At 71.5% G+C, this 21044-nt stretch carries 21 protein-coding genes; 9 read left to right on the forward strand and 12 right to left on the reverse strand.

Features of this window, described 5'->3' with window-relative positions; genetic code table 11:
• Both QL987_RS08925 and dapD read right to left on the reverse strand, forming a co-directional pair.
• A partial coding sequence (locus QL987_RS08925; RefSeq protein WP_290157289.1) for a hypothetical protein occupies positions 1-541 on the reverse strand: 541 nt, incomplete at its 3' end.
• Between the two features lie 832 nt (positions 542-1373).
• Positions 1374-2348 (reverse strand): 2,3,4,5-tetrahydropyridine-2,6-dicarboxylate N-succinyltransferase, encoded by a 975-nt coding sequence (gene dapD / locus QL987_RS08930; protein WP_290157290.1) that lies wholly within the window; start codon positions 2346-2348, stop codon positions 1374-1376.
• 160 nt (positions 2349-2508) lie between these two features.
• On the opposite strand from dapD, the gene dapE reads away from it, so the two are divergent.
• The 4 genes from dapE to QL987_RS08950 all read left to right on the forward strand — a co-directional run bounded on the left by dapE (position 2509) and on the right by QL987_RS08950 (position 6058).
• Entirely contained in the window at positions 2509-3591 is a 1083-nt protein-coding gene (dapE, locus tag QL987_RS08935) for a succinyl-diaminopimelate desuccinylase (protein ID WP_290157291.1), read from the forward strand.
• Complete coding sequence (locus QL987_RS08940) at positions 3576-4835, forward strand: mannosyltransferase family protein (protein WP_290157292.1); 1260 nt, start codon at positions 3576-3578, stop codon at positions 4833-4835. Before dapE ends, QL987_RS08940 begins: the two co-directional genes overlap by 16 nt.
• 106 nt (positions 4836-4941) lie before the next feature.
• Complete coding sequence (locus QL987_RS08945) at positions 4942-5112, forward strand: DUF3117 domain-containing protein (RefSeq protein ID WP_017887054.1); 171 nt, start codon at positions 4942-4944, stop codon at positions 5110-5112.
• 274 nt (positions 5113-5386) lie between these two features.
• Positions 5387-6058, forward strand: a complete 672-nt coding sequence (locus tag QL987_RS08950) for an AAA family ATPase (RefSeq protein WP_253468073.1) — start codon at positions 5387-5389, stop codon at positions 6056-6058.
• A gap of 36 nt (positions 6059-6094) precedes the next feature.
• Here QL987_RS08950 and QL987_RS08955 read toward each other — a convergent pair whose 3' ends face one another.
• Positions 6095-6727 carry an O-methyltransferase gene (locus QL987_RS08955; protein WP_111075728.1) on the reverse strand — a complete coding sequence of 211 codons (633 nt, stop codon included), beginning with the start codon at positions 6725-6727 and terminating at the stop codon, positions 6095-6097.
• A 63-nt stretch (positions 6728-6790) separates the two neighbouring features.
• Between QL987_RS08955 and QL987_RS08960 the strand changes: the two genes are divergently transcribed.
• Positions 6791-7165: a twin-arginine translocase TatA/TatE family subunit gene (locus QL987_RS08960; protein WP_166779649.1), complete on the forward strand. Its 375-nt coding sequence runs from the start codon at positions 6791-6793 to the stop codon at positions 7163-7165.
• Between the two features lie 45 nt (positions 7166-7210).
• Here QL987_RS08960 and QL987_RS08965 read toward each other — a convergent pair whose 3' ends face one another.
• Genes QL987_RS08965 through QL987_RS08975 form a run of 3 tightly spaced genes read right to left on the reverse strand, consistent with a single transcriptional unit; the run spans position 7211 to position 10302 of the window.
• A complete protein-coding gene (locus QL987_RS08965; protein WP_290157293.1) occupies positions 7211-8371 on the reverse strand; it encodes an Mrp/NBP35 family ATP-binding protein in 1161 nt (386 codons plus the stop codon).
• The gene (locus tag QL987_RS08970; RefSeq protein ID WP_253468075.1) at positions 8364-8924 is read right to left on the reverse strand and encodes a DUF1003 domain-containing protein; all 561 of its coding nucleotides are present in this window, start codon (positions 8922-8924) and stop codon (positions 8364-8366) included. The genes QL987_RS08965 and QL987_RS08970 overlap by 8 nt, the downstream gene beginning before the upstream one ends.
• 46 nt (positions 8925-8970) lie before the next feature.
• Positions 8971-10302 (reverse strand): CBS domain-containing protein, encoded by a 1332-nt coding sequence (locus QL987_RS08975; protein WP_111075658.1) that lies wholly within the window; start codon positions 10300-10302, stop codon positions 8971-8973.
• Between the two features lie 92 nt (positions 10303-10394).
• Here QL987_RS08975 and QL987_RS08980 point away from each other — a divergent pair, with 92 nt between their 5' ends.
• Positions 10395-11675, forward strand: coding sequence for a general stress protein (locus QL987_RS08980; RefSeq protein ID WP_290157295.1), 1281 nt, complete (start codon positions 10395-10397; stop codon positions 11673-11675).
• An 80-nt stretch (positions 11676-11755) separates the two neighbouring features.
• Here the strand turns inward: QL987_RS08980 and QL987_RS08985 are convergent, their stop codons facing one another.
• Genes QL987_RS08985 through QL987_RS09005 form a run of 5 tightly spaced genes read right to left on the reverse strand, consistent with a single transcriptional unit; the run spans position 11756 to position 17263 of the window.
• Positions 11756-12229 (reverse strand): GNAT family N-acetyltransferase, encoded by a 474-nt coding sequence (locus QL987_RS08985; protein WP_290157296.1) that lies wholly within the window; start codon positions 12227-12229, stop codon positions 11756-11758.
• 10 nt (positions 12230-12239) lie between these two features.
• A complete protein-coding gene (locus tag QL987_RS08990) occupies positions 12240-13724 on the reverse strand; it encodes an aminopeptidase P family protein (RefSeq protein WP_290157297.1) in 1485 nt (494 codons plus the stop codon).
• A 49-nt stretch (positions 13725-13773) separates the two neighbouring features.
• Positions 13774-14238 carry a hypothetical protein gene (locus QL987_RS08995; RefSeq protein ID WP_290157298.1) on the reverse strand — a complete coding sequence of 155 codons (465 nt, stop codon included), beginning with the start codon at positions 14236-14238 and terminating at the stop codon, positions 13774-13776.
• Positions 14239-14296: 58 nt separating this feature from the next.
• Positions 14297-16072, reverse strand: coding sequence for a glycosyltransferase (locus QL987_RS09000; protein ID WP_290157299.1), 1776 nt, complete (start codon positions 16070-16072; stop codon positions 14297-14299).
• A 3-nt stretch (positions 16073-16075) separates the two neighbouring features.
• On the reverse strand, positions 16076-17263 hold the full coding sequence (locus tag QL987_RS09005; RefSeq protein WP_290157300.1) for a hypothetical protein: 1188 nt from the start codon (positions 17261-17263) through the stop codon (positions 16076-16078).
• A gap of 157 nt (positions 17264-17420) precedes the next feature.
• On the opposite strand from QL987_RS09005, the gene QL987_RS09010 reads away from it, so the two are divergent.
• Genes QL987_RS09010 through QL987_RS09020 form a run of 3 tightly spaced genes read left to right on the forward strand, consistent with a single transcriptional unit; the run spans position 17421 to position 19285 of the window.
• Positions 17421-17927, forward strand: a complete 507-nt coding sequence (locus QL987_RS09010) for a hypothetical protein (protein WP_290157301.1) — start codon at positions 17421-17423, stop codon at positions 17925-17927.
• A gap of 11 nt (positions 17928-17938) precedes the next feature.
• The gene (locus tag QL987_RS09015) at positions 17939-18370 is read left to right on the forward strand and encodes a hypothetical protein (RefSeq protein WP_290157302.1); all 432 of its coding nucleotides are present in this window, start codon (positions 17939-17941) and stop codon (positions 18368-18370) included.
• A gap of 42 nt (positions 18371-18412) precedes the next feature.
• Positions 18413-19285, forward strand: coding sequence for a PHP domain-containing protein (locus QL987_RS09020; protein WP_290157303.1), 873 nt, complete (start codon positions 18413-18415; stop codon positions 19283-19285).
• 133 nt (positions 19286-19418) lie between these two features.
• On the opposite strand, the gene QL987_RS09025 is transcribed toward QL987_RS09020, so the two are convergent.
• Positions 19419-20999 carry a DEAD/DEAH box helicase gene (locus QL987_RS09025; protein ID WP_290157304.1) on the reverse strand — a complete coding sequence of 527 codons (1581 nt, stop codon included), beginning with the start codon at positions 20997-20999 and terminating at the stop codon, positions 19419-19421.
• Positions 21000-21044: the final 45 nt, after the last annotated feature.

The following is a 21044-nucleotide window of genomic DNA, read 5'->3' on the forward strand; positions in this document are numbered from 1 at the left end:
GCGTTCCGGTTCCTGGGGTTTCGGTTTCGGGCGTTTCTGTGCCTGGGGTTTCGGTGCCGGGGGTTTCGGTTTCGGGCGTTCCGGTTCCGGGCGTCTCGCTCGCGTCGTCGGCCGAGCACCCGGTCACGGCGGCACCGTCGACGGAGCAGCGCTCCGGCAGGGCACCGGCGGCGTTGAGCAGGTACAGCGGCACCTCGACCGTCGAGCCCGGTTCGAGCGTTCCCGAGGGCGCGATCCGCACGTGCGTGCCGTCCGTCGCCATGTCGACGCGGGCACCGAGGCGGTTGTGCACCATCCCCGTCGCCAGGTCGAACTCGACGGACGGGGTGGCCGGCGTCGATCCGGCGTTGTGGAAGGTGAACACCGCGTCCGTGACGGCGGCGGAGACGACCGTGGTGCGGAGGGACGCGGTGACGTCAGGGGAGGGTGCGGCCTGCGCGGCTCCCGGGACGAGGACCGTGCCGAACACGGTCGAGGCGAGGACGAGTCCACAGGTGCCGATGCGAGCGGCTCGGCGGGAGGTGGGGGAGAGCGGGGTCATGACGACTCCTTCGGTCGGGACAGGGCCGCCGGGAGCCTGTCACGGGCCGTCCGCCGCGAGACGTCTCCGATCGGTGACATCGGTGGTCCCGGGGTGGGGGCGTGACGGGGCCGCGGACCGCGCGAGTGGGCGGAACACCAGGGTGCGCAGGCGCGCCGCCCTGGCCTTCCGCCCGCTCGCGCTCCGCGAGGTCCGCTCCACGCTGCCGGTCTCGCCAGTCGGCTGTCCGACCGGTCGCCCATGGGCTGATGGGGCTGATGGGTGCGCGAGCGGGCGGAACACCAGGGTGCGGAGGCGTGGCGCCCTGCTATTTCGCCCGCTCGCGCTCCGGGGGGCCCGCCCCGCGCCGCCGGCGTTGCCAACGGTCAGCCGCTCGCGGGCTGGCGGGTTTGGCGCTCCGGGGGGCCCGCCCCGCGCCGCCGGCGTTGCCAGCGGTCGGCCGCTCAGAGGGGCTGATGGGACTGGTGGGTGCGAGCGGGCGGAACACCAGGGCTCAGCGGCGTGGCGCCCTGGTATCTCGCCCGCTCGCCCTCCGCGGGACCGTCCGCCCGTCCGTGGGCTGGCGGGGTTGGCGAGTGCGCGAGCGGGCGGAACACCAGGGCTCGGAGGCTCGGTGCCCTGGTGTCTCGCCCGCTCGCGCTCCGCGCGGCGCATTCGTGCGTGCCCTGGCATTCCGCCCGCTCGCGGGAGGGCGCGCGGCTCCCGCTCGGCGCGCGTCAGGTGCGCGGACGGACGGGAGGCCCGTCACCCGCCCGTCGGACGTGTGACGGGCCTCCCGTCGGTCGCGCTGGTACGCCCGAGACCGACGTGCGGTCCTGCTGGGCGCCCCCGGTCAGGCGTGCAGCGCCGTGTTCAGCTGGATCCCCTCGCCCTTCCGCTGCAGCGCCTCGACCGCACCGGTCAGGGAGTTGCGACGGAACAGGACGTTCGGCGCGTCCGACAGCTCGGCGGCCTTCACGGTGCGCGGGGTGCCGTCGGGGTTCGGGGCCGCACCGACCAGGACGACCTTGGTGCCCGCGGTGACGTACAGCCCGGCCTCGACCACGGAGTCGTCGCCGAGCGAGATCCCGAGTCCGGCGTTCGCACCGAGCAGGGCCCGCGCGCCGAGTCGGACGCGGTGGGTGCCGCCGCCGGAGAGCGTCCCCATGATCGACGAACCGCCGCCGACGTCGGTACCCTCGCCGACGACGACGCCCTGGGACACGCGGCCCTCGATCATCGCGTTGCCCAGGGTGCCGGCGTTGAAGTTGACGAAGCCCTCGTGCATGACCGTGGTGCCCGGCGCCAGGTGGGCGCCGAGGCGGACGCGGTTGGCGTCGCCGATCCGGACCCGGTCCGGGACGACGTAGTCGAGCAGGCGCGGGAACTTGTCGATCGCGTGCACGGCGATGCCGGCGCGCTGCAGGCCCGGACGCAGGCGTGTCAAGGAGTCGGGGTGCACCGGGCCGGCGTTCGTCCACGCGACGATCGGCAGGTGGCCGAAGACGCCGTCGAGCGAGATCTCGTTCGGGCGCACGTGCAGGTGGCTCAGCAGATGCAGGCGCAGGTACGCGTCCGGCGTGCTGGCGGGAGCGTCGTCGATGACGATCTCGACGGTGGTCGTCTCGATGCGGACGTCACGGCGGGGGTCGTCGCCGACGGCCGCGGTGAGCTCGGTCGGGACCGCGGCATCGGCCGGCAGCGGCCCGAGGTGCGTCGCGGGGAACCAGGTGTCGAGCACGGTGCCGTCGGCGGCGATCGTCGCGAGGCCGTGACCCCAGGCGTGCGTGGGGCGGGGCGGGGCAGGCTGCGGAGTCGTCTCGGTCACCCTCCGAGGGTACCGAGCGGCCCGTCCGGGAGACCGTCCACCCGGACTCCTGTGGAGAACTCCGACCAGAGCACGAAAGGAGGAGAACAGATGACGGGAAGCGACCTGTGGGCCTGTGCAGAACCGCCGACCTGCGGGGAACGATCGGTAGGCTGCCCGCATGCCGCAGCCGCTCGACCTCTCTGCCTCGTCCATCGACATCACCCGCGCGATCTGCGACATCGAATCGGTGTCCGGCAACGAAGGCGCGCTCGCCGACGCGATCGAGGCCGCCCTCGCCCCGCTCGACCACCTCGACGTGGTCCGCGACGGGGACGCCATCGTCGCCCGCACGCAGCTCGGCCGTGACCGCCGGGTGGTCATCGCGGGTCACATCGACACGGTGCCGCTCAACGACAACCTGCCGACCGAGTTCCGCACCGCCGACGACGGCACCGAGATCCTCTGGGGTCGGGGGACCGTCGACATGAAGGCCGGCTGCGCGGTGCAGCTCAAGCTCGCCGTGGACCTGGTCGCGCCGAACGTCGACGTGACGTGGGTCTTCTACGACCACGAAGAGGTCAGCGACGCGCTGAACGGCCTGGGGCGTCTGGCCCGCACACGGCCCGAGCTGCTCGCCGGTGACTTCGCGATCCTGGGGGAGCCGTCGGGAGCGCAGATCGAGGGCGGCTGCAACGGCAACCTCCGCGCCGAGGTCCGCACGTTCGGCAAGCGCAGCCACAGTGCGCGCAGCTGGATCGGCGACAACGCGATCCACAAGGCCGCCCCGATCCTGGCCACCCTCGCCGCGTACGAGCCGCGCACCGTGACGGTGGACGGCCTCGAGTACCGCGAAGGACTCAACGCCGTCGGCATCTCGGGCGGCATCGCCGGCAACGTGATCCCGGACGAGGCGATGGTCCACGTCAACTACCGCTTCGCACCCTCGCGCTCCGCCGACGAAGCGGTGGCGCACATCCGCGAGCTGTTCGACGGCTACGACGTGACGATCGTCGACCTGGCCGCCGGTGCCCGCCCGGGCCTCGACGCCCCGCTCGCGCAGCAGTTCGTCGCCGCTGTCGGCGGCCCCGAACCCCGCCCGAAGTACGGCTGGACCGACGTCGCCCGCTTCTCGGCGCTCGGCGTGCCGGCGGTCAACTACGGTCCCGGCGAGCCGGTGTTCGCGCACCACGACGACGAGCAGGTGCCCGTCGCCCAGATCACGGCCGTCGAGGACGGACTGCGGCGGTGGCTGACGGCGTGACCACCGCCTCCTGGGCCGCGCAGCGCGCACGGTCGTCAGGAGCGGCGTTGACGTGGGTGGTCGTCCGGTGGCGGCTGCTGCCCTGGTGGTTGCGGATCACCGTGGTCTACACGCTCTCTCGCGTCGTGACGACGGTGCTGATGACCGGCTTCGCCCAGATCCAGACCGCGAACTCGTTCACGGTGCAGCGCCCGTCGTACCTGTCGTTCGCCTCGATCTGGGACGGCGCCTGGTACCGGGTGATCGCGGCGTCCGGCTACCCGTCGACGCTGCCGGTGGACGCGGCCGGGCACGTGACCGAGAACGCGTGGGCGTTCATGCCCGCGTACCCGTTCACGGTGCGGGCGCTCATGACGGTCACGGGTGCCTCGTTCGAGCTCGTTGCCGTCGCGGTGTCGTTGCTCGCCGGCTGGGGTGCGGCGCTGGTCTTCCGCCGGCTGATGGGGCGCTTCCTCGATCCGGCGCGGGCGACCTTCGCCACGGTGCTGTTCTGCTTCGCGCCGGTCTCGGTGATGTTCCAGGTGGCCTACGCCGAGGCGATGGGGCTGCTGCTCCTGCTGGTGGCGCTGCTGCTCCTGGTGCAGCGGCGGTACTGGGCGATGCTGCCCGTGGTCCTGCTGCTCGGCATCACTCGTCCGACCGGTCTGGCGTTCGCGCTGCTGATGGGGCTGTTCGTGGTCGTCGGGGTGCTCCGCCCGGCCTGGCTGCGGATGCCCGAGCGACTGACGCTGCGGACGGCGGTGGCCCCGGCGGTCGTCGCGGTGGTGTCCGGGCTGGTCGGCTTCGCCTGGCCCGCCATCGCCTGGGCTGCCACCGGTGTGCCCCGCGCGTACACCGACACCGAGCTCGCCTGGCGGTCGTCGTACATCGGCTGGGGTGAACTCGTGCCGTTCGCCCCCTGGGTGCAGGGCTTCGGCTGGTGGTTCCACCAGCCCGCGGGCACGATCCTGCTCGTCGTGGTGCTCGTCGGCTTCGTGGCCGTGGTGTTCCAGCCGGCTGCTCGGCGCATCGGACTCGAGCTGCGGCTCTGGGGTCTCGCCTACCTGGTCTACCTGCTGGCGGTCTTCTTCCCGCAGTCCAGCACGTGGCGGATCCTGCTGCCGATCGCCCCGCTGCTCGGCGTCGTCGCTCTGCCTCGATCGCGGGTCTACCGGGTCGCGATGGTGGTCCTGGCGGTCGTCCTGCAATGGACCTGGCTGTACTACTGCTGGTGGGTGGACGGATACGACTGGACCCCGCCGTGACCTGTCCGGCTGTCCACGGCGAACACCCCCGAGCTGGGCGGTTTCGCAGTCACGCCTGTCTACGGGATAATGGCCCCTGTTCGTACTGCACGAAAGGGGACATCTGATGGCAGCAATGAAGCCGAGGACCGGCGACGGGCCGATGGAGGCTGTCAAGGAGGGTCGACTCATCATCGTGCGGGTTCCGCTCGAAGGTGGAGGCCGCCTGGTGGTCTCGGTCAACGACGCCGAGGCCAAGGAACTCCACGACGCACTGGCTGAGGTCGTCTCGGCCTAGTTCGTCGACGCACCACCACGGAAGGCCCGGGACGCGTACGTCCCGGGCCTTCCGTGCGCCCGGTGCGCCCGACCCGGTGCGGCCCGACCCGATGCGGCCCGACCCGGTGCACCCGATCCCGTGCACCTGCAGGCCGGTTCGGTCCGCAGGGCGGTCGCCTCGCACGGCGGACTGGAGGCTGTCGGTCCCGCCCGGCATGATGGGTCGCGTGCCCCGCGACCGCGTCCGCAACCAGCCGGTCCGCCGCATCGAGGAGTACCTCGACCCGGACCCGATGCCGCGCGACGAGTGGCCGGCGACGCTCGCCCCGGTGCGGCAGCTCCTCGACGACGGCCTCGAACTCGGCCCGGTGACGGTCCTGGTGGGCGAGAACGGCGTCGGGAAGTCGACGCTGGTCGAGGCGATCGCGCTGGCGTTCGGCATGGCTCCGGAGGGCGGATCGACCGGGTCCGGGCACACGACACGCCCGTCCGAGTCGGATCTCTGGCGACACATCCGACTGGTCCGCGACTTCGGCGCAGCACGCAGCGGGTTCTTCCTGCGCGCGGAGACCATGCACGGCTTCTTCACCTACCTGGAGCAGAACCCGAACCCCAAGCGGGCTGAGCCGCAGTTCCACGAGCGCAGTCACGGTGAGTCGTTCCTGGACTTCGTCATCGATCGGGCGCGGTGGCCCGGGCTGTGGCTGCTCGACGAACCCGAGTCGGCGCTGTCGTTCTCGGGCTGTCTGGCGCTGATCGCGCTCCTGCAGTCCATCGTCGAGGACGGCGTCGGGCAGGTGATCCTGTCGACGCACTCGCCGGTGCTCGCCGCGTTCCCGGACGCCACCGTGCTGGAGGTCGGCGAGTGGGGCATCCGGCGGAGCGACTGGGCAGACCTGGACCTCGTGCGGAACCAGCGGGCGTTCCTGGAGGCCCCGGAACGGTACCTGCGCCACCTCGGGTGAGTCGCGCCTCCCGGCCGGCACACCGGACGACCAGGGTCAGTCGGTGAGCTTCGTCATCTGCAACAACCCGTCGCCCGCGGGGGACAGGGCGCTGCGGACCGCACCGGAGGTCGACACCTCGGTCAGGAGCAGCCGGAAGTCCGTCGTCGCCCGGTCGCGCTTGACCGGGTCCGCGACCTTGCCGCGCCACAGGGCGTGCGGGACGAGGACGGTGCCGCCGGTCTTCGCCAGCCGCAGCCCGTGCTCGACGTACTCGATGACGTGCTCCGGGTCGGCGTCGATGAGGACGACGTCGTACGATGCGTCGTTCATCCGCGGCAGGACCTGCGCCGCACGGCCCGGGATCAGTCGGACCCGTCCGGGCGCGGTGCCGGCGGCGAGGAAGGCGTCGCGGGCGTCCTGCTGGTGGTCGATCTCGACGTCGATCGTCGTCAGCGTCGCATCCGGTGCACCTGCCAGGAGGTACAGACCCGAGACACCGAGTCCGGTGCCGATCTCGATGATGCTCGTCGCGCGCGAGGCGGCGGCGATCACGCTCATCTGCGCACCGATGGCGGGTGAGACGGCTTCGACCCCGAGTTCGAGAGAGCGCTCACGGGCACGGGCGACACCATCGGGTTCGGAGACGATGTCCTCCGCGAACTTCCAGTTCGAGTCTTTCTCTGACACGCACACTCCTCGTCGGTCAACTCTACGGGTGACTCGTCGACTCCACGCGTTAGGCTCGCTCCCGTGAACATCCAGCTCGACAAGATCCTGCTCATCGGGATCATCGCCGTGCTGTTGCTCGGGCCGCAGCGGCTGCCCGTGTACGCCCAGAAGCTCGCCGACTTCGTCAAGGCGGTCCGCCGGTTCGCGGACACCGCCAAGGACCGGATGCGCGAGGAGATGGGCCCCGACTTCGACGACGTCGACTGGCAGAAGCTGGACCCGCGGCAGTACGACCCGCGTCGGATCATCCGGGACGCCCTGCTGGACTCCCCGTCCTCCGGTGCCGAGGCGGCTGCGGCCGCTGCGACCGTGACGGCGGCGAAGGTCCGGGCTCCCGCGCCGATCGTGCCGCTGGCCGCCGGCGAAGCCGCACCGTACGACGCCGAGGCAACCTGACCTCGGGCCGACCGGACCCGACGCCGGGACGGCAGACGCCGACCGTCAGGACAGCGACAGTCCGAGCTTCCGGCCGGCCAGCCCGCGACCCATCGCGGTGAGCCGGTCCGCCACCGCGTCGAGTGCGACCGCTGCGGCGTCCGTCGGGTCACCCAGGACGACCGGGAGGCCCGCATCACCCCCGGCACGCAGCGGCACCGAGAGCGGCACCCGGCCGAGCACCGGCACGGGGGCGTCCTGCCCGCGGGAGAGCCGCCGGGCGGTCTCGTCCCCGCCGCCCTCGCCGAAGAGGTGCAGCACGGTGCCGTCCGGCTGCACGAGCCCCGCCATGTTCTCGACGACGCCGATCACCCGCTGACCGGTCTGCCGGGCGACGATCCCGCTCCGCTCGGCCACGTCCGCCGCAGCCGCCTGCGGGGTGGTGACGACGAGGACCTCGGCGTGCGGCAGCAGCTGGCCGACGGAGATCGCGACGTCGCCGGTGCCGGGCGGCATGTCGAGCAGGAGCACGTCGAGGTCGCCGAACCACACGTCGGACAGGAACTGGTTGACGGTGCGGTGCAGCATCGGCCCGCGCCAGGACACCGCCGTGGAGACGTCGTCGACGAACATGCCGATCGAGACGACCTTCACCTCGTGGGCGACCGGCGGCAGGATCATGCTGTCGACGCGGGTCGGGCGTGGCGCCACACCGTGCTCGTCGGTCAGGCCCATCAGGCCCGGGATGCTGAAGCCGTGCACGTCGACGTCGACGATGCCCACGCGCTGCCCGCGGCGGGCGAGGGCGACCGCCAGGTTCGCCGTCACCGTGGACTTGCCGACGCCGCCCTTGCCGCTCGTCACCGCGATCACGCGGGTCAGCGAGTCCGGGGTGAACTGGACGCCCTTCGGCCGGCCCTCGCGCAGCCGCTCCGTGAGGGCACGACGCACGGCGGGGTCCATCACGGACACGTCGACGTCGACCGCCGCAACACCCGCGACGGAACCTGCGGCGGCCCGGACGTCCCGTTCGATGGTGTCGGCGGCCGGGCACCCCACGATCGTGAGCTGCAGGTCGACGCGCACCGAGCCTCCCGGCTGGACGTCGACGCCACGGATCATGTCGAGCTCGGTGACGGGGCGGCGGATCTCCGGGTCGATGACGCGGCCGAGCGCAGCGAGGACCGCCGTGCCGAGCGCGTCCTCCGGGTGGGAGGCGTCAGCCACGCGTCACCGAACGGTCGTGGCCGCGGTCACGGCCACGGTCGTGCACCTGGCTGCGCGCGCGGTCCCGCTCGCGGTCGTCCAGTTCGTCGAGGTCCTCGGGGTCGCCGTCGCGGCGGTCGAGCTCTTCGAGCAGGGACCGCAGTTCCGCGCGGATGAAGTCCTTCGACGCCATGTCGCGCATCGCCAGGCGGAGGGCGACGACCTCGCGGGCGAGGTACTCGGTGTCGGCGAGGTTCCGCTCGGCGCGCTGCCGGTCCTGCTCGAACTGCACGCGGTCGCGATCGTCCTGCCGGTTCTGCGCGAGCAGGATCAGCGGCGCCGCGTACGAGGCCTGCAGCGACAGCACGAGGGTCAGCGCGGTGAAGCCGATCGCGGCGGAGTCGAACTGCCACGACTTCGGCGTCAGGGTGTTCCAGCCCATCCAGAGCACGCAGAAGAGCGTCAGACCGATGAGGAACCACGGGGTGCCCATGGCGCGTGCGATGCCCTCGGTCGCGCGGCCGAACGCGTCACCGCGACCCCGGCGTCGGGTCGGTAGGACGCGGGTGCGCATGCCCTTGGGGGAGTCGAGACGTTCCTCGGGTCGTTCCCTGCGGTTCTCATCCGTGCGTGCCACGAGTCGTCCTCCTTCCCGGGGTCACCGGTGCTCTGCGGGTCAGTGAGCGTGGGCGCGAGACCGCGCCAGGGTTGGCGTCGGCCTCGTCCTGACTCCGCCAGTCGTCCGGCAGGACGTGATCGAGGACGTCGTCGATGGTCACCACCCCGACGAGTCGGTGGGCGTCGTCGACCACGGGGACGGACAGGAGGTTGTAGGTCGCCATCACGCGCGTCACCTCGGCGGCACTCGCGTCCACCTTCACCGGTTCGGTCTGCTGGTCGATCAGGGTACCGAGGCGCTCGTTCGGCGGGTACCGCAGCATCCGCTGGAAGTGCACCAGGCCGAGGAAGCGTCCGGTCGGCGGCTCGTACGGCGGCAGCGTCACGCAGACCGCAGCGCCGAGCACCGGGGCGAGTTCGTGGCGGCGGACCAGTGCGAGGCCCTCGGCGACGGTCGAGTCTGCGGACAGGATCACCGGCTCGGTCGTCATCAGGCCACCGGCGGTGTCCGGCTCGTACTCGAGCAGCATCCGGACGTCCTGCGCCTCTTCCGGCTCCATGAGCTCGAGGAGGGCCTCACTGCGCTCGTCCGGCAGCTGTGCCAGGAGGTCGGCGGCGTCGTCGGGCTGCATCTGGTCGAGGACGTCGGCGGCGCGGGAGTCGCGGAGCGCCGAGAGGATCTCGATCCGCTCCTGGTCCGGCATCTCCTCGAGCACGTCGGCGAGGCGGTTGTCGGGCAGTTCCTCGGCGACCTCGAACCGACGCTCGGACGGCAGGTCGAGCAGGGTCGAGGCGAGGTCGGCGGGCAGCAGGTCCGAGTAGGCGGCGATCACGTGCTCGGCGGACTGGGACTCACCGGGCAGTTCGTCCTCGGTGACCTCGTTCCAGGCGGCGAACGTCGTCGGGCCCTTGCCGAACGGGGACGGCGTGGTCTTCGGCTTGCGGAGGAAGAGCTGCGCGACCGACCAGTCGCCCTGGCCGTGGTCCTCGATCGCGACGTCCTCGATGGTCGCGCGGATCTGCTCCTTCTTGATGAGCACCTTGCGGCCGAGGATCTCCGCGATCACCCGGACCTCGCCACCGCGCTGCTCGAAGCGGCGCATGTTGACCAGGCCCGTCGTGATGACCTGCCCGGCACCGATCGAGGTGATCCGGCCGATGCTGACGAAGATGCGGCGCTTGCCGGGGACCTCGACGATCAACCCGACGACCTGGGGGGCATCGACCCGGCGGTAGACGACCAGGACGTCGCGGACCCGACCCACCCGATCGCCCGCGGGGTCGAAGACGGAGCACCCGGCCAAGCGGGCGACGAAGACCTTCGAGGCGCTCACCCGTCCAGCGTAGTCGTTCGCCCCGGCGCACTCGCCGCGCCTTCCCTGGTGGTTCTCGTGTGATCGCAAGGAGCCCGGTGGATGATGACTGTGTGAGCACTCAGAGCCCCTTCGGCGGCCGCACGGCACAGGCGTTCCCCACGCTGCCCCGCGGTGACGTCCTCGGCACCTACGACAGCTACCCCGAAGCACAGCGCGTGGTCGCGAAGCTCGCCGAGGCGGACTTCCCGGTCGCGAAGCTCGCCATCGTCGGCAACGACCTGAAGACCGTCGAACGCGTCACCGGCAAGATGACCTACGGTCGCGCGGCCCTCGCCGGCGCACTGTCCGGCCTCTGGCTCGGGTTCTTCTTCGGCATCGTCCTGACCCTGTTCTCACCTTCGGCCGGCGGCCTCTTCGCTGCCGCGGCGGTCATCGGTGCCGGCTTCGGCATGCTGTACGGCATCGTCTCGTTCGCCATCACGAAGCGTCAGCGGGACTTCACGAGCGTCCACCAGGTCCTCGCCACGAACTACCAGATCGTCGTCGAGCCGCAGCTCTCCGGGCAGGCCCAGCGCATCCTCGGGCAGGCCGGCGCGATCCAGCACACGTCGTGGGACCAGCCGGGTGCGGGCAGCGCGAAGCAGGGCGGCCAGCCGGGGCAGTACGGCCAGCAGGGCCAGGTCGGGCAGTACGGTCAGCAGGGCCAGATGGGGCAGCAGCCGTGGCGTCCGAGCTCCCCGCAGGGCGGCCCGGGCCAGGGCGGCCCGACTCCGGGGCGTCCGCCGCAGTACGGGGAGTACGGCCAGCAGGGCCAGCCGCCGCAGGGTCAGCCGCCGCAGGGTCAGCCGGGCCAGTACGGTCAGGCGCCGCAGGGCCAGCCGGGCCAGTACGGTCAGCCGGCGCAGGGTTCGCCGTACGGCGGGCACGCGACCCCGCACCAGCAGCCGGGCTCCGGCCCGCAGGCGGCGCCGACACCGGACGGCCGCCCCCGCTACGGTACGAACGACGGCCCCCGCTACGGCGCCGACGACTCCACCCGTCGGGCTCCCGAGGACACTGCTCGCCGCGACGCGACGGGAGGCCCGCGGTACGGCACGAACGACGGTGCGGCCCGCGACGCCTCCGGTGACCGCGGTGCGAACCCGCCCCAGCGTCCCGAGGGCACGACCCCGCGGTACGGCACGAACGAGGGCGGACCCCGTGCGGCGTCGACCACGGACGGCGCCGGGTCCACCCCCGAGCGGCCGGACGCCGCGCCGCGCTTCGGCACGACCGACGGCCCCCGCTACGGGGAGCGGGCGACCAGCCCCGAGCCCGAGCAGCAGCCCACGGACGAGTCGACGACGGACGGACCCGAGACACCTCGCCGGGAGGACGGACACCGCGACTGAGCGCGGCCGGCGACACAGATGACGACGGGGGCTCCCGGACCAGATGGTCCGGGAGCCCCCGTCGTCGTCAGCGCTGCTGGTCAGAGGATCTTCGAGTAGCAGACCGAGCGGTCGGCGCCCACGTACGGGCCGAAGTTGGCGATGCGGCTGAAACCTTCGCGCTCGTAGAACGCGATCGCCCGCTTCTGCTCCGTGCCCGTCTCGAGGACGAGGGCCGGCGAACCGAGGTCGAGCGCGGCCTCCTCGAGTCGACGCAGCATCGCCGCCGCCACACCCGACCCTCGGGACTCCGTCCGGACGTACATCCGCTTCACCTCGGCGATGCCGTCGTCGACGATCCGCAGACCACCGCAGCCGACCGGGGTGCCGTCGCCGTCGCGCGCCACGAAGAACACCGCGATCGAGTCGGCCGTGGGCTTCGGTCCGGGTTCGGTGTCCGAGCCGTACGTGCTGTCGATCTCGATGCGCTGGGCGGCACGCAGCCGCTGGGCATCGGGGGAGTCGAAGTGCTCGACGTCGATCAGGAAGGTGCTCGAGGGGGCTTCAGCGCTCACGAGGGCCAGGCTAGCGCGGAGTGCGGGCGATCCACCCCTCCACTTCCGAGGGGGTCCGGGGGATGTGCACGGACAGGTTCTCGGCGCCGTCCTCGGTCACCAGGATGTCGTCCTCGATGCGGACGCCGATGCCGCGGAACTCCTCCGGCACGGTCAGGTCGTCCTGCTGGAAGTACAGTCCGGGCTCGATGGTGAAGACCATGCCGGGCTGCACGATGCCGTCGAGGTACATCTCACGGCGGGCCTTCGCGCAGTCGTGCACGTCGAGCCCGAGGTGGTGGCTCGTGCCGTGCACCATGTACCGGCGGTGGAACTGGTTCTCCGGCAGCAGCGACTCGTCGGCCGAGACCGGCAGGAAGCCCCACTCGGCCGTCTTGCGGGCGATGACCTGCATGGCGGTCGCGTGGACCTCACGGAAGGTGATGCCGGGCTTGACGATCGCGAACGCCGCATCGGCAGCCTCCAGGACGGCCTCGTAGACCATCCGCTGGACGGGCGAGAACGTGCCGCTGACCGGCAGCGTCCGGGTGATGTCGGCCGTGTAGAACGAGTCGACCTCGACCCCGGCGTCGATGAGGATGAGGTCGCCCGGCTGCACGGCACCGTCGTTCCGGGTCCAGTGCAGGATGCAGGCGTGGTGGCCGGCCGCCGCGATCGTGTCGTACCCGACCGTGTTGCCGTCCGCGCGGGCACGGCGGTTGAAGGTGCCCTCGACGATGCGCTCGCCACGGGGGTGGGCGAGGACCGCGTCGAAGTCGGCGATCACGTCGTCGAACCCGTGCTGGGTGGCGTCGACGGCCTTGCGGAGTTCGTTGACCTCGAACGCGTCCTTCACCAGGCGCAGCTCGGACAGGTCGCGGGAGAGCACGTCCGCCGTCGCCGGGGAGTCGTCCTGCTCCTCGGCGCCACCGACGGTCGCACCGAGCCGCTCGTCGAGGGCCCGGGTGAAGTCGGTGTCGGCGTCGCGGACGACCAGCACCGAGGCGTCGAGGCCGTCGAGGACCCGGTCGAGCTCGCCCAGGTCGGCGGTCGCGAGGCCCAGGTCGGCGGACACCTCGGCCAGTGAGGGCCGCGGTCCCACCCAGAACTCACCGATCTCGGGGTTCGCGTAGAACTCCTCGGAGTCACGGCCGGCGGTCGCACGGAAGTACAGCGTGGCGTCGTGCCCGCTGCCGTTCGGCGTCAGCACCAGGACGGACCCGACGACGGTGTCCGTGCCCCAGCCGGTGAGGTGCGCGAACGTGGAGTGCGGGCGGAACGGGTAGTCGCAGTCGTTCGAGCGCACCTTCGCCTGCCCGGCGGGGACGACGAGCGTCCGTCCGGTGTGCAGCTCCGAGAGCCGCGCACGACGCTCGGCAGCGAAGGCGGACTGCTCGCGGGGCGCCGGGAGCGGACGCTCGCGCTCCGCCCAGTTCGACGCGATGTGGTCCTTGAACACGGACGAGCCGGGAGTGGTGGAGCGGTTGCTCGTCGCGCGGGGAGTGGTGTCGGCCATGCGTCCCATCATCGCACCGTGCAGCTTCCGGCCACCGCGCGCTGTGGGTTCAGCAGCCGGTGTTGAGACCGTTGCCGACCGGCGAGGTACGGCGCAGCTCGCGCACGCTGCCGCTCGCCGGCGCGTACTGGGCGTTCGCCGTCGCCGTCGCGACGGGGTCGGCGTCCTTCGTCGGCCGGTACTCGATGCAGACTGTGCCGATGCTCGCACCGGTGGCGTCCGGCTTGCCGATCTCCCACTTGCCGAGGAAGTGGTGGTCGGCGAGCGGGTGCGCCGCCACGTACTCCGAGCCGGTCTCCGTCCCGCCGTCGGCCATGGCGTCGACCATGCCCTCGGCGACGGTGGTGGCCTCCTTCTCGAGGTCCGGGATCGTCGCCTTCCGCTCGGACTGGGACATCTCGGGCTGGGCCGCGGTCGTCGCGGTGTCGCCGCTGCCGCCACCGCTGCAACCGGTCAGTCCGGTGAGGACGACGATCCCGAGAGCGAGTACCGCTGCGCGCTGTGCTGTGGACATGACCGTTCCCCCTGGTTGCTCGATGGTGGGCGACCCGGCCGGTTCCGGCCTCGCGAGATCACCGCGCGCCCAGCGTACCGGCGGGCGCGTCGCCCCCGGCGTCGCCCGCGCTGTCGCCCCCGGGCTTCTGGGTCGTCAGGCCGTGCTCGGTCTTCTCCCAGTAGTGCGGGCGGGTGAGCAGCTGCCAGAGGGCCTTGTACGCCGCGATCGAGTGCAGGGTCCAGTACACCGGGTTGAGGAGCGACCAGAGGATCAGGTGGAAGGTCCCGCGTTTGAAGGGGCCCATCATCGACAGGTAGATCATGATCGCGTTGCCGACCAGGAAGTTGAACAGGCACAGCCACAGCACCCACACCGGGAACACGGCCTGGAGGCTGCCCTGCGGCACCAGGAACGTCACGACCGTGAGCGCGGAGAACGGCAGCACGCACAGGAACGTCGCGGGGGTGCCGGCGATGAGGAGCACGAAGGCGGAGAACCTGCGGAGGCCGATCTGCCGGATGAGGGCGACCGGGCGTCGGGCATGGACCAGGCTCGTCTGCATGTAGCCCTTGATCCACCGGGAGCGCTGGCGGATGAAGTTCGGGATCGAGGTGTTCGCCTCTTCCATCGTCGTGGAGTTGATCACCCCGACGCGGTAGCCGACGGCACTGGCCCGGATCCCGAGGTCGGCGTCCTCGGTCACGTTGTACGGGTCCCAGCCGCCGAGCTCGACGAGCGAGGCGGTCCGGAAGTGGTTCGACGTCCCGCCCAACGGGATCGGCAACGAGGAATGGTCGAGCCCGGCGAGCATGTAGTCGAACCAGTAGGAGTACTCCAGGGTGAACATCCGGGTCAGGACGTTCTCGCGGGCGTTGAAGTAGTTCAGCGCCGCCTGCACGCACACGGTGGACTCACCACCGCGCTCGAACGCGATGAGTGCCTTCTTGAGCTGGTCCGGGTCGGGGGTGTCCTCGGCGTCGTAGATGACCAGGAAGTCACCGGTGGCGACGTAGAGACCGACGTTGCACGCGCGCGGCTTCGTCTGCGGATGCCCCTTCGGCACGCTGATGACCCGGAAGTGTGCGGGCGGGTTCGCCACTGCGATCGCGTCCCGCGTCTCCTGGTCCGCCTCCTCGGTCAGGATGATCACCTCGAGCTTGTGCACGGGGTAGTCGAGCCCCCCGAGGTTGTCGATCAACTGCGCGACGATGTTCGCCTCGCGGAACACCGGGACGAGGACGGTGTACGTCGGCAGGTCGTCGTCGTCCAGCGCCTCCACCTCGGCACCCGTGATGCGTTCGACGACGTCGTAGCGGGCGCCCTGCGTCGCCACGACGAACTTGAAGCCGGTGCCCGCGAGGAACACCAGGCTCGCGGCGGTCAGCGCCGCGATGATGGTGGCAGCCGGCCACGCGACGGCGCAGGCGAGAACGACCAGCAGGAGCGCGCCTCCCGTCACCTTCTGGGCACGGGAGAACACGACGCGGGCGGAGAGCGTGGGGTTCCGGTCGTGGAGTTCGTTCGCCGCGGCATCGGCGACGGCACCGTGGAACCGGCCCAGGACCGCACGGCGGAGGGTCCAGCTGTCGACCGGGACGAAGGTGACGGGTGCCCCGAGCTCCTCGGCGAGTGCGTCGGCGAGGGACGCGTCGTCGGCGCGGGCGGAGGTGGCGACCAGCATCGTGCCGTCCGCGAGCATCCGGAGTGGCATCCAGTCCTCCGCGAGGTACCGCTGGCCGGCTCCGGGCCGCTGCAGCGCCGCGTCGAGACCGTCCGCCTCGAGTTCGACGAGTTCGTCCGGACGGACGAGCGCGACGTGCCGCCCGGACCTCGTCGAACGCGTGGAGACCATCGATCATCGCCACCCGAGGACGTGCCCGATGGCCGTCATCCAGCTGTGCGTCACCGGCCGGTTGAGTGCCGCGGTCCACGCGATGAGCACCTGCACCCCACCGACGACGGTGATCAGCACGCTCGCCCGCACCGTCCGGGCCGCCGGGATCACCGCGATGCCCATCATCGTCATCACCAGGAACACGTTGCCCGCCGAGTTCACCGGGATCAGGCCGAAGACGTACCCGAGGACGAGCGCCACGAAGACGAACACCGCGATCAGGATCGAACCGGGGCGCCGGCTGAGGAGGGCCAGGGCGGACCCGCTGGCGACGGGTGCGAGGATCAGTACGCCGTCGAGGGTCGTGAAGAGGTGCGGGACCAGTGCCCCGAGCGCCGGGTCGAAGTGGACCGCGTTCTCGAACACCGACCACGGACTGCGCCCGAACAGCAGCTGGAGGAACATCACCGCGGCGAACACGGCGATGGTCGGGAAGAGCACGATCAGCACGTTCGACCAGCGAGCCCCGGACTCGGACCGTCGGGCCACGGACAGCAGGGGAGCCGTGACCGCTGCGGCGACCACGAGCACCAGGCCGGACGCGTCCGCGAGGGCAGCGAGCATGAAGAGGATGCCGGACTCGAAACCGGCCTTCGTGTTCCCGCTCGAGACGAACCGGACCATGTTGATCGTGCCGATCCCGAAGAACGCGATGCTGAGGAACGCCTCGAGGTTGCCGGTGGCCGTGTACGCGAACAGCGGGTTGGCGCCGATCGCGACGAGGAACACCGCGCTCTTCCACCACTCGAACCGCCGCTGCACCATGACCTCGAGCAGCAACTGCAGCAGGACCCCGGCGACGAGTGCGCCGACCAGGGCCAACCCGGCCGCGCCGCCGGGGATCAACCGCACCAGGACGGTGCCCAACGGTGGGTAGAGCTGAGTGATCCAGGCCACGTCGGCGCGATCCCACGCCAACGTGGAGACGTGGTCGACGGCGGTCTGGTTGACGGTGATCGTGGACACCGAGGGATCCGCGGCGACGGACGCGATCACCAGGAACGGGGCAGCGAAGGCAGCACGGATCGACCACCGCGCCCAGGCCGTGCTCGGGAAGGACTCGAGGCGGTTCCGCAGGTGTCCGGCGGCACGAGCCGCCTCGAGATCGCGGCGCAACGACTGCGCGCGTTCCGCTCCGAGGATGACCATCACGCCCGCCTACCGCTCACAAGGCCTGATCCGGTCTCGGTGCATCCAAGCACGGTGTGCACCCGCCGTACATGGGTGCAGGCCGCGTATCTGCAGCTCGGGGGCGAGTTCGCAGCTGGCCGGCGGCCGGCGACGCTGCTCGCGCTAGCATCCAGCCATGGCCGACTGGCAGCAGGTCCCACCGATCGCGCTCCGTCGTCCGCCGGGCGGAGCGGCCTCGGGCCTCGCGCTCGTCTGGCTCGCGCTGCCGGTGCAGGTGGTGCTGACCGGCGCCCTGACCTACGTCGTGCTCGCGGCGTGGTCGATCGTCGGTGGTGCGTTCACCGAGGCGCTGCAGCTCTTCGGCTTCGCACTGGTCTCGACGCCGCTCACCGTCCTGGTGTTCGTCCTCGGGCTGCCGCTCCGCATCGTCCCCCGGGCACGAGCGTGGTGGATCCGTCGAGCCGGCTGGACGTTCGTGGTGTTCGGGGTCGCCGTCGCGGTCCTCTGCCTGTCCTACGTGGGCGGCACGGCCGGCCCGGTGCACAACGAGGCGTACGCCGACCAGCCCGCGACCGACGGCTACGAACCCGACCCGCGGTTCTTCCTGCCCGCACTCGGCGTGTTCGCCTTCGCGTCGATGCACCTGCTCCCGCCGCTCCGCCGCACACGGGACGTGCGGTGACGAGGACACACGTGGGACGAGACCGAGGCGTCACCGCGGCCCTCGTGGCGGGCGTGGCCACGGTCCTCCTGGCCGGGTGCGCCGTCCACAGCACGCCGGCCGACGTCGGCGGCGAGCCGTCGACGGCGTCCGGGCTGCACGCCCGGCGCGCTGCCGTCGACGGGCTCCGGCACCACGACGAGCGTCGCTTCGACGCGGCGGTCAGCCGGGGACAGCAGGCAACCGCGGCGACAGCGTGGCGCACGTGTGCTCCGGCACTCGCCGTGCGGCCGGACGCGGAGGCGCGGGTGACGTTCGTCGACGCCGTCGTCCCGGAGACCATCGGCGTCATCGTCCACCCCGTCACACGTGGAGCCCCCGGATGCTGGGTGACGCTCTCCTGGTCCGCGGGGCACGGCTGGTCCGCAGCGGCCGAGCGCACGACCGGCGAACCGCGTCTGTGAACGGCGTCCGACCGGCTGGTGACCTGTCGGTAGCATGACGGGGTGCCTGATCCGTTCATCGACCTGCACGCTCACTCGAGCGTCTCCGACGGCACCGAGCGCCCGGGGGAGCTGGTCCGGGCCGCTGCGGCCAGTGGCCTCGACGGCGTCGCCCTGACCGACCACGACACCACCGCGGGCTGGCACGAGGCCGCCGAAGCCGTCCGGCAGCTGCCGATGACGCTGGTGCCCGGGCTCGAGCTCAGCACCCGGATCGGCTGGCGGAGCGTGCACGTGCTCGGCTACCTGGTCGACCCGGTGGACCCGGGTCTCGTCGCCGAGACCACCGCGATCCGTGACGGCCGCCTCACCCGGGCCCGCAGCATGGTCGACGCGATCGGTCGCGACCACCCGATCACCTGGGACGACGTCCTGGCCGAGTCGAGCGAGGGCGCGACCATCGGCCGCCCGCACATCGCCGACGCGCTGGTCCGGCTCGGCCTCGAGTCCGACCGCAGTGCGGCGTTCCGCGGCATCCTCCACCCGTCCTCCGGCTACTACCAGCCGCACGACGCCCCGTCGCCGCTGCGTGGCGTCGAGCTCATCCGTGCCGCCGGTGGGGTGCCCGTGATCGCCCACCCGGCTGCCTCGTCCCGGGGGATCGTGATCGACGAGCCGATGCTCCGCGAACTCGTCGACGCGGGTCTCGCCGGCCTCGAGGTCGACCACCGCGAGAACCAGGCGCACGGCAAGCGCACCTTGCTGGACTGGACCCAGCAGTTCGGTCTCTTCGTCACCGGGTCGAGCGACTACCACGGCGAGGGCAAGCCGAACCGCCTCGGCGAGCACCGCACGTGCCGCCGGTCGTTCGACGCGATCGTCGAGCAGGCCACCGGCAGCGAGCCGGTCGTCGGGCCGGGTTCCCGCCTGTCCTGAAGCGGCGGGTCTGAAGCGGCTGACCCGGCCCGGCGGGGCCGGCCACGGGCCTCCCGTCAGCACGACGCGGACCGGACCGTGGGACGACGACGGCCCCGTCACCGAGGTGACGGGGCCGATCGACCTGGAGGCGCTACTCGCTGTCCGAGGAACCCTGCGGTGCCGAGGCGGTCGCCTCCGACGATCCGCTGCCGCCACGACGGCGACGGCGGCGACGACGCTTCTGCGTGCCGTCACCCGACTCGTCACCGGCGCCGGGGGCCGGAGCACCCTCGACCGTGCCAGCGGCGGTGGTGACGTCCTGCGCGTCCTCGGCGGGCGCGGTGCGCTCCGCTGCCGGACGGTCACCGGAGCCGCGACGCGAGCCGGACGACTCCGACCCGGCGGACCGGGTGCGGTTCCGCGACCGGGACTCGCCGGCGCTGCCGGAACGCGAGCCGGAGTCGGAGCGCGAGTCGGAGCCCGAGCGCGAGCCCGATCGCGAACCGGCCGACGACTTCTCGGTGCCGGCGGTGGCGGCGTGCGAGGTCGTGCCGGGCAGGCGGCCCTTGGTGCCGACCGGGATGTCCAGGTCGGTGAACAGGTGCGGCGACGACGAGTACGTCTCGACGGGCTCGGGGATGCCGAACTCGAGCGCCTTGTCGATCAGCGTCCACTTGTGCAGGTCGTCCCAGTCGACGAACGTGACCGCGATGCCGGTCTTGCCGGCACGACCGGTGCGACCGGCGCGGTGCAGGTACGTGTCCGGGTCGTCCGGGATCGTGTGGTTGATGACGTGCGTGACATCGTCCACGTCGATGCCACGGGCGGCGACGTCGGTCGCGATGAGGACGTCGCGCTTGCCGGCCTTGAAGGCGGCCATCGCACGTTCGCGCTGCTCCTGGTTGAGGTCGCCGTGGACGGCGGCGGCATTGAAGCCGCGGTCCTTCAGCTCCTCGACGATGCGGGCAGCGGCACGCTTGGTGCGCGTGAAGATGACGGTCTTGCCGCGACCCTCGGCCTGGAGGATGCGGGCGATGACCTCGTCCTTGTCCAGGGAGTGCGCGCGGTAGATGACGTGCTTGATGTTCGCCTGCATCAGACCCTCGTCGGGGTCCGTCGCGCGGATGTGCACCGGTCGCGACATGAAGCGGCGGGCGAGCGCGACGATCGGTGCCGGCATCGTCGCCGAGAACAGCATCGTGTGCCGCACCTCAGGCACGGCCTGGAAGATCCGCTCGATGTCCGAGAGGAACCCGAGGTCGAGCATCCGGTCGGCCTCGTCGAGGACGATCTCCTGCACGTGCGAGAGGTCGAGGAGACGCTGACGCTGCAGGTCGATGAGACGACCGGGCGTCCCGACGACGATCTGCGCGCCGGCCTTGAGCTGCTCGACCTGGCCCTCGTACGCCTTGCCGCCGTAGATCGAGACGAGCTTGGTCGGACGGTTCACCATCGCGGACTCGAGGTCCTCGCTCACCTGCACGGCGAGCTCGCGGGTGGGGACGACGACGAGCGCCTTCACACCCGGTGCGGGGTCGGCGCCGATGCGCTGGATCAGCGGCAGGCCGAACCCGAAGGTCTTGCCGGTGCCGGTCTTGGCCTGACCGATGATGTCCTGGCCGGTCAGGGCGAGCGGGATCGTCTGCTGCTGGATCGGGAAGGGCTCGATGATGCCCTTGCTCGCGAGCGCATCGACGATGTCCTGCTCGATCTGGAGTTCTGAGAAAGTCAAAGAAGTTCACCCTGTTCGTGGGGAGGAGTCCGGGCCAGTCTACCG

The sequence above is a fragment of the Curtobacterium sp. APC 4022 genome (assembly GCF_030407555.1).
Classification (GTDB): Bacteria; Actinomycetota; Actinomycetes; order Actinomycetales; family Microbacteriaceae; genus Curtobacterium.

Bases quoted from the DNA above. Each gene is read 5' to 3' on its own strand.
- dapE (WP_290157291.1), top strand. From the start codon at position 2,509: ATGCCGCAGCCGCTCGACCTCTCTGCCTCGTCCATCGACATCACCCGC.
- QL987_RS08945 (WP_017887054.1), top strand. From the start codon at position 4,942: ATGGCAGCAATGAAGCCGAGGACCGGCGACGGGCCGATGGAGGCTGTC.
- QL987_RS08950 (WP_253468073.1), top strand. From the start codon at position 5,387: ATGCCGCGCGACGAGTGGCCGGCGACGCTCGCCCCGGTGCGGCAGCTC.
- QL987_RS08970 (WP_253468075.1), bottom strand. From the start codon at position 8,924: ATGCGCACCCGCGTCCTACCGACCCGACGCCGGGGTCGCGGTGACGCG.
- QL987_RS08990 (WP_290157297.1), bottom strand. From the start codon at position 13,724: ATGGCCGACACCACTCCCCGCGCGACGAGCAACCGCTCCACCACTCCC.
- QL987_RS08995 (WP_290157298.1), bottom strand. From the start codon at position 14,238: ATGTCCACAGCACAGCGCGCAGCGGTACTCGCTCTCGGGATCGTCGTC.
- QL987_RS09000 (WP_290157299.1), bottom strand. From the start codon at position 16,072: ATGGTCTCCACGCGTTCGACGAGGTCCGGGCGGCACGTCGCGCTCGTC.
- QL987_RS09005 (WP_290157300.1), bottom strand. From the start codon at position 17,263: ATGGTCATCCTCGGAGCGGAACGCGCGCAGTCGTTGCGCCGCGATCTC.
- QL987_RS09010 (WP_290157301.1), top strand. From the start codon at position 17,421: ATGGCCGACTGGCAGCAGGTCCCACCGATCGCGCTCCGTCGTCCGCCG.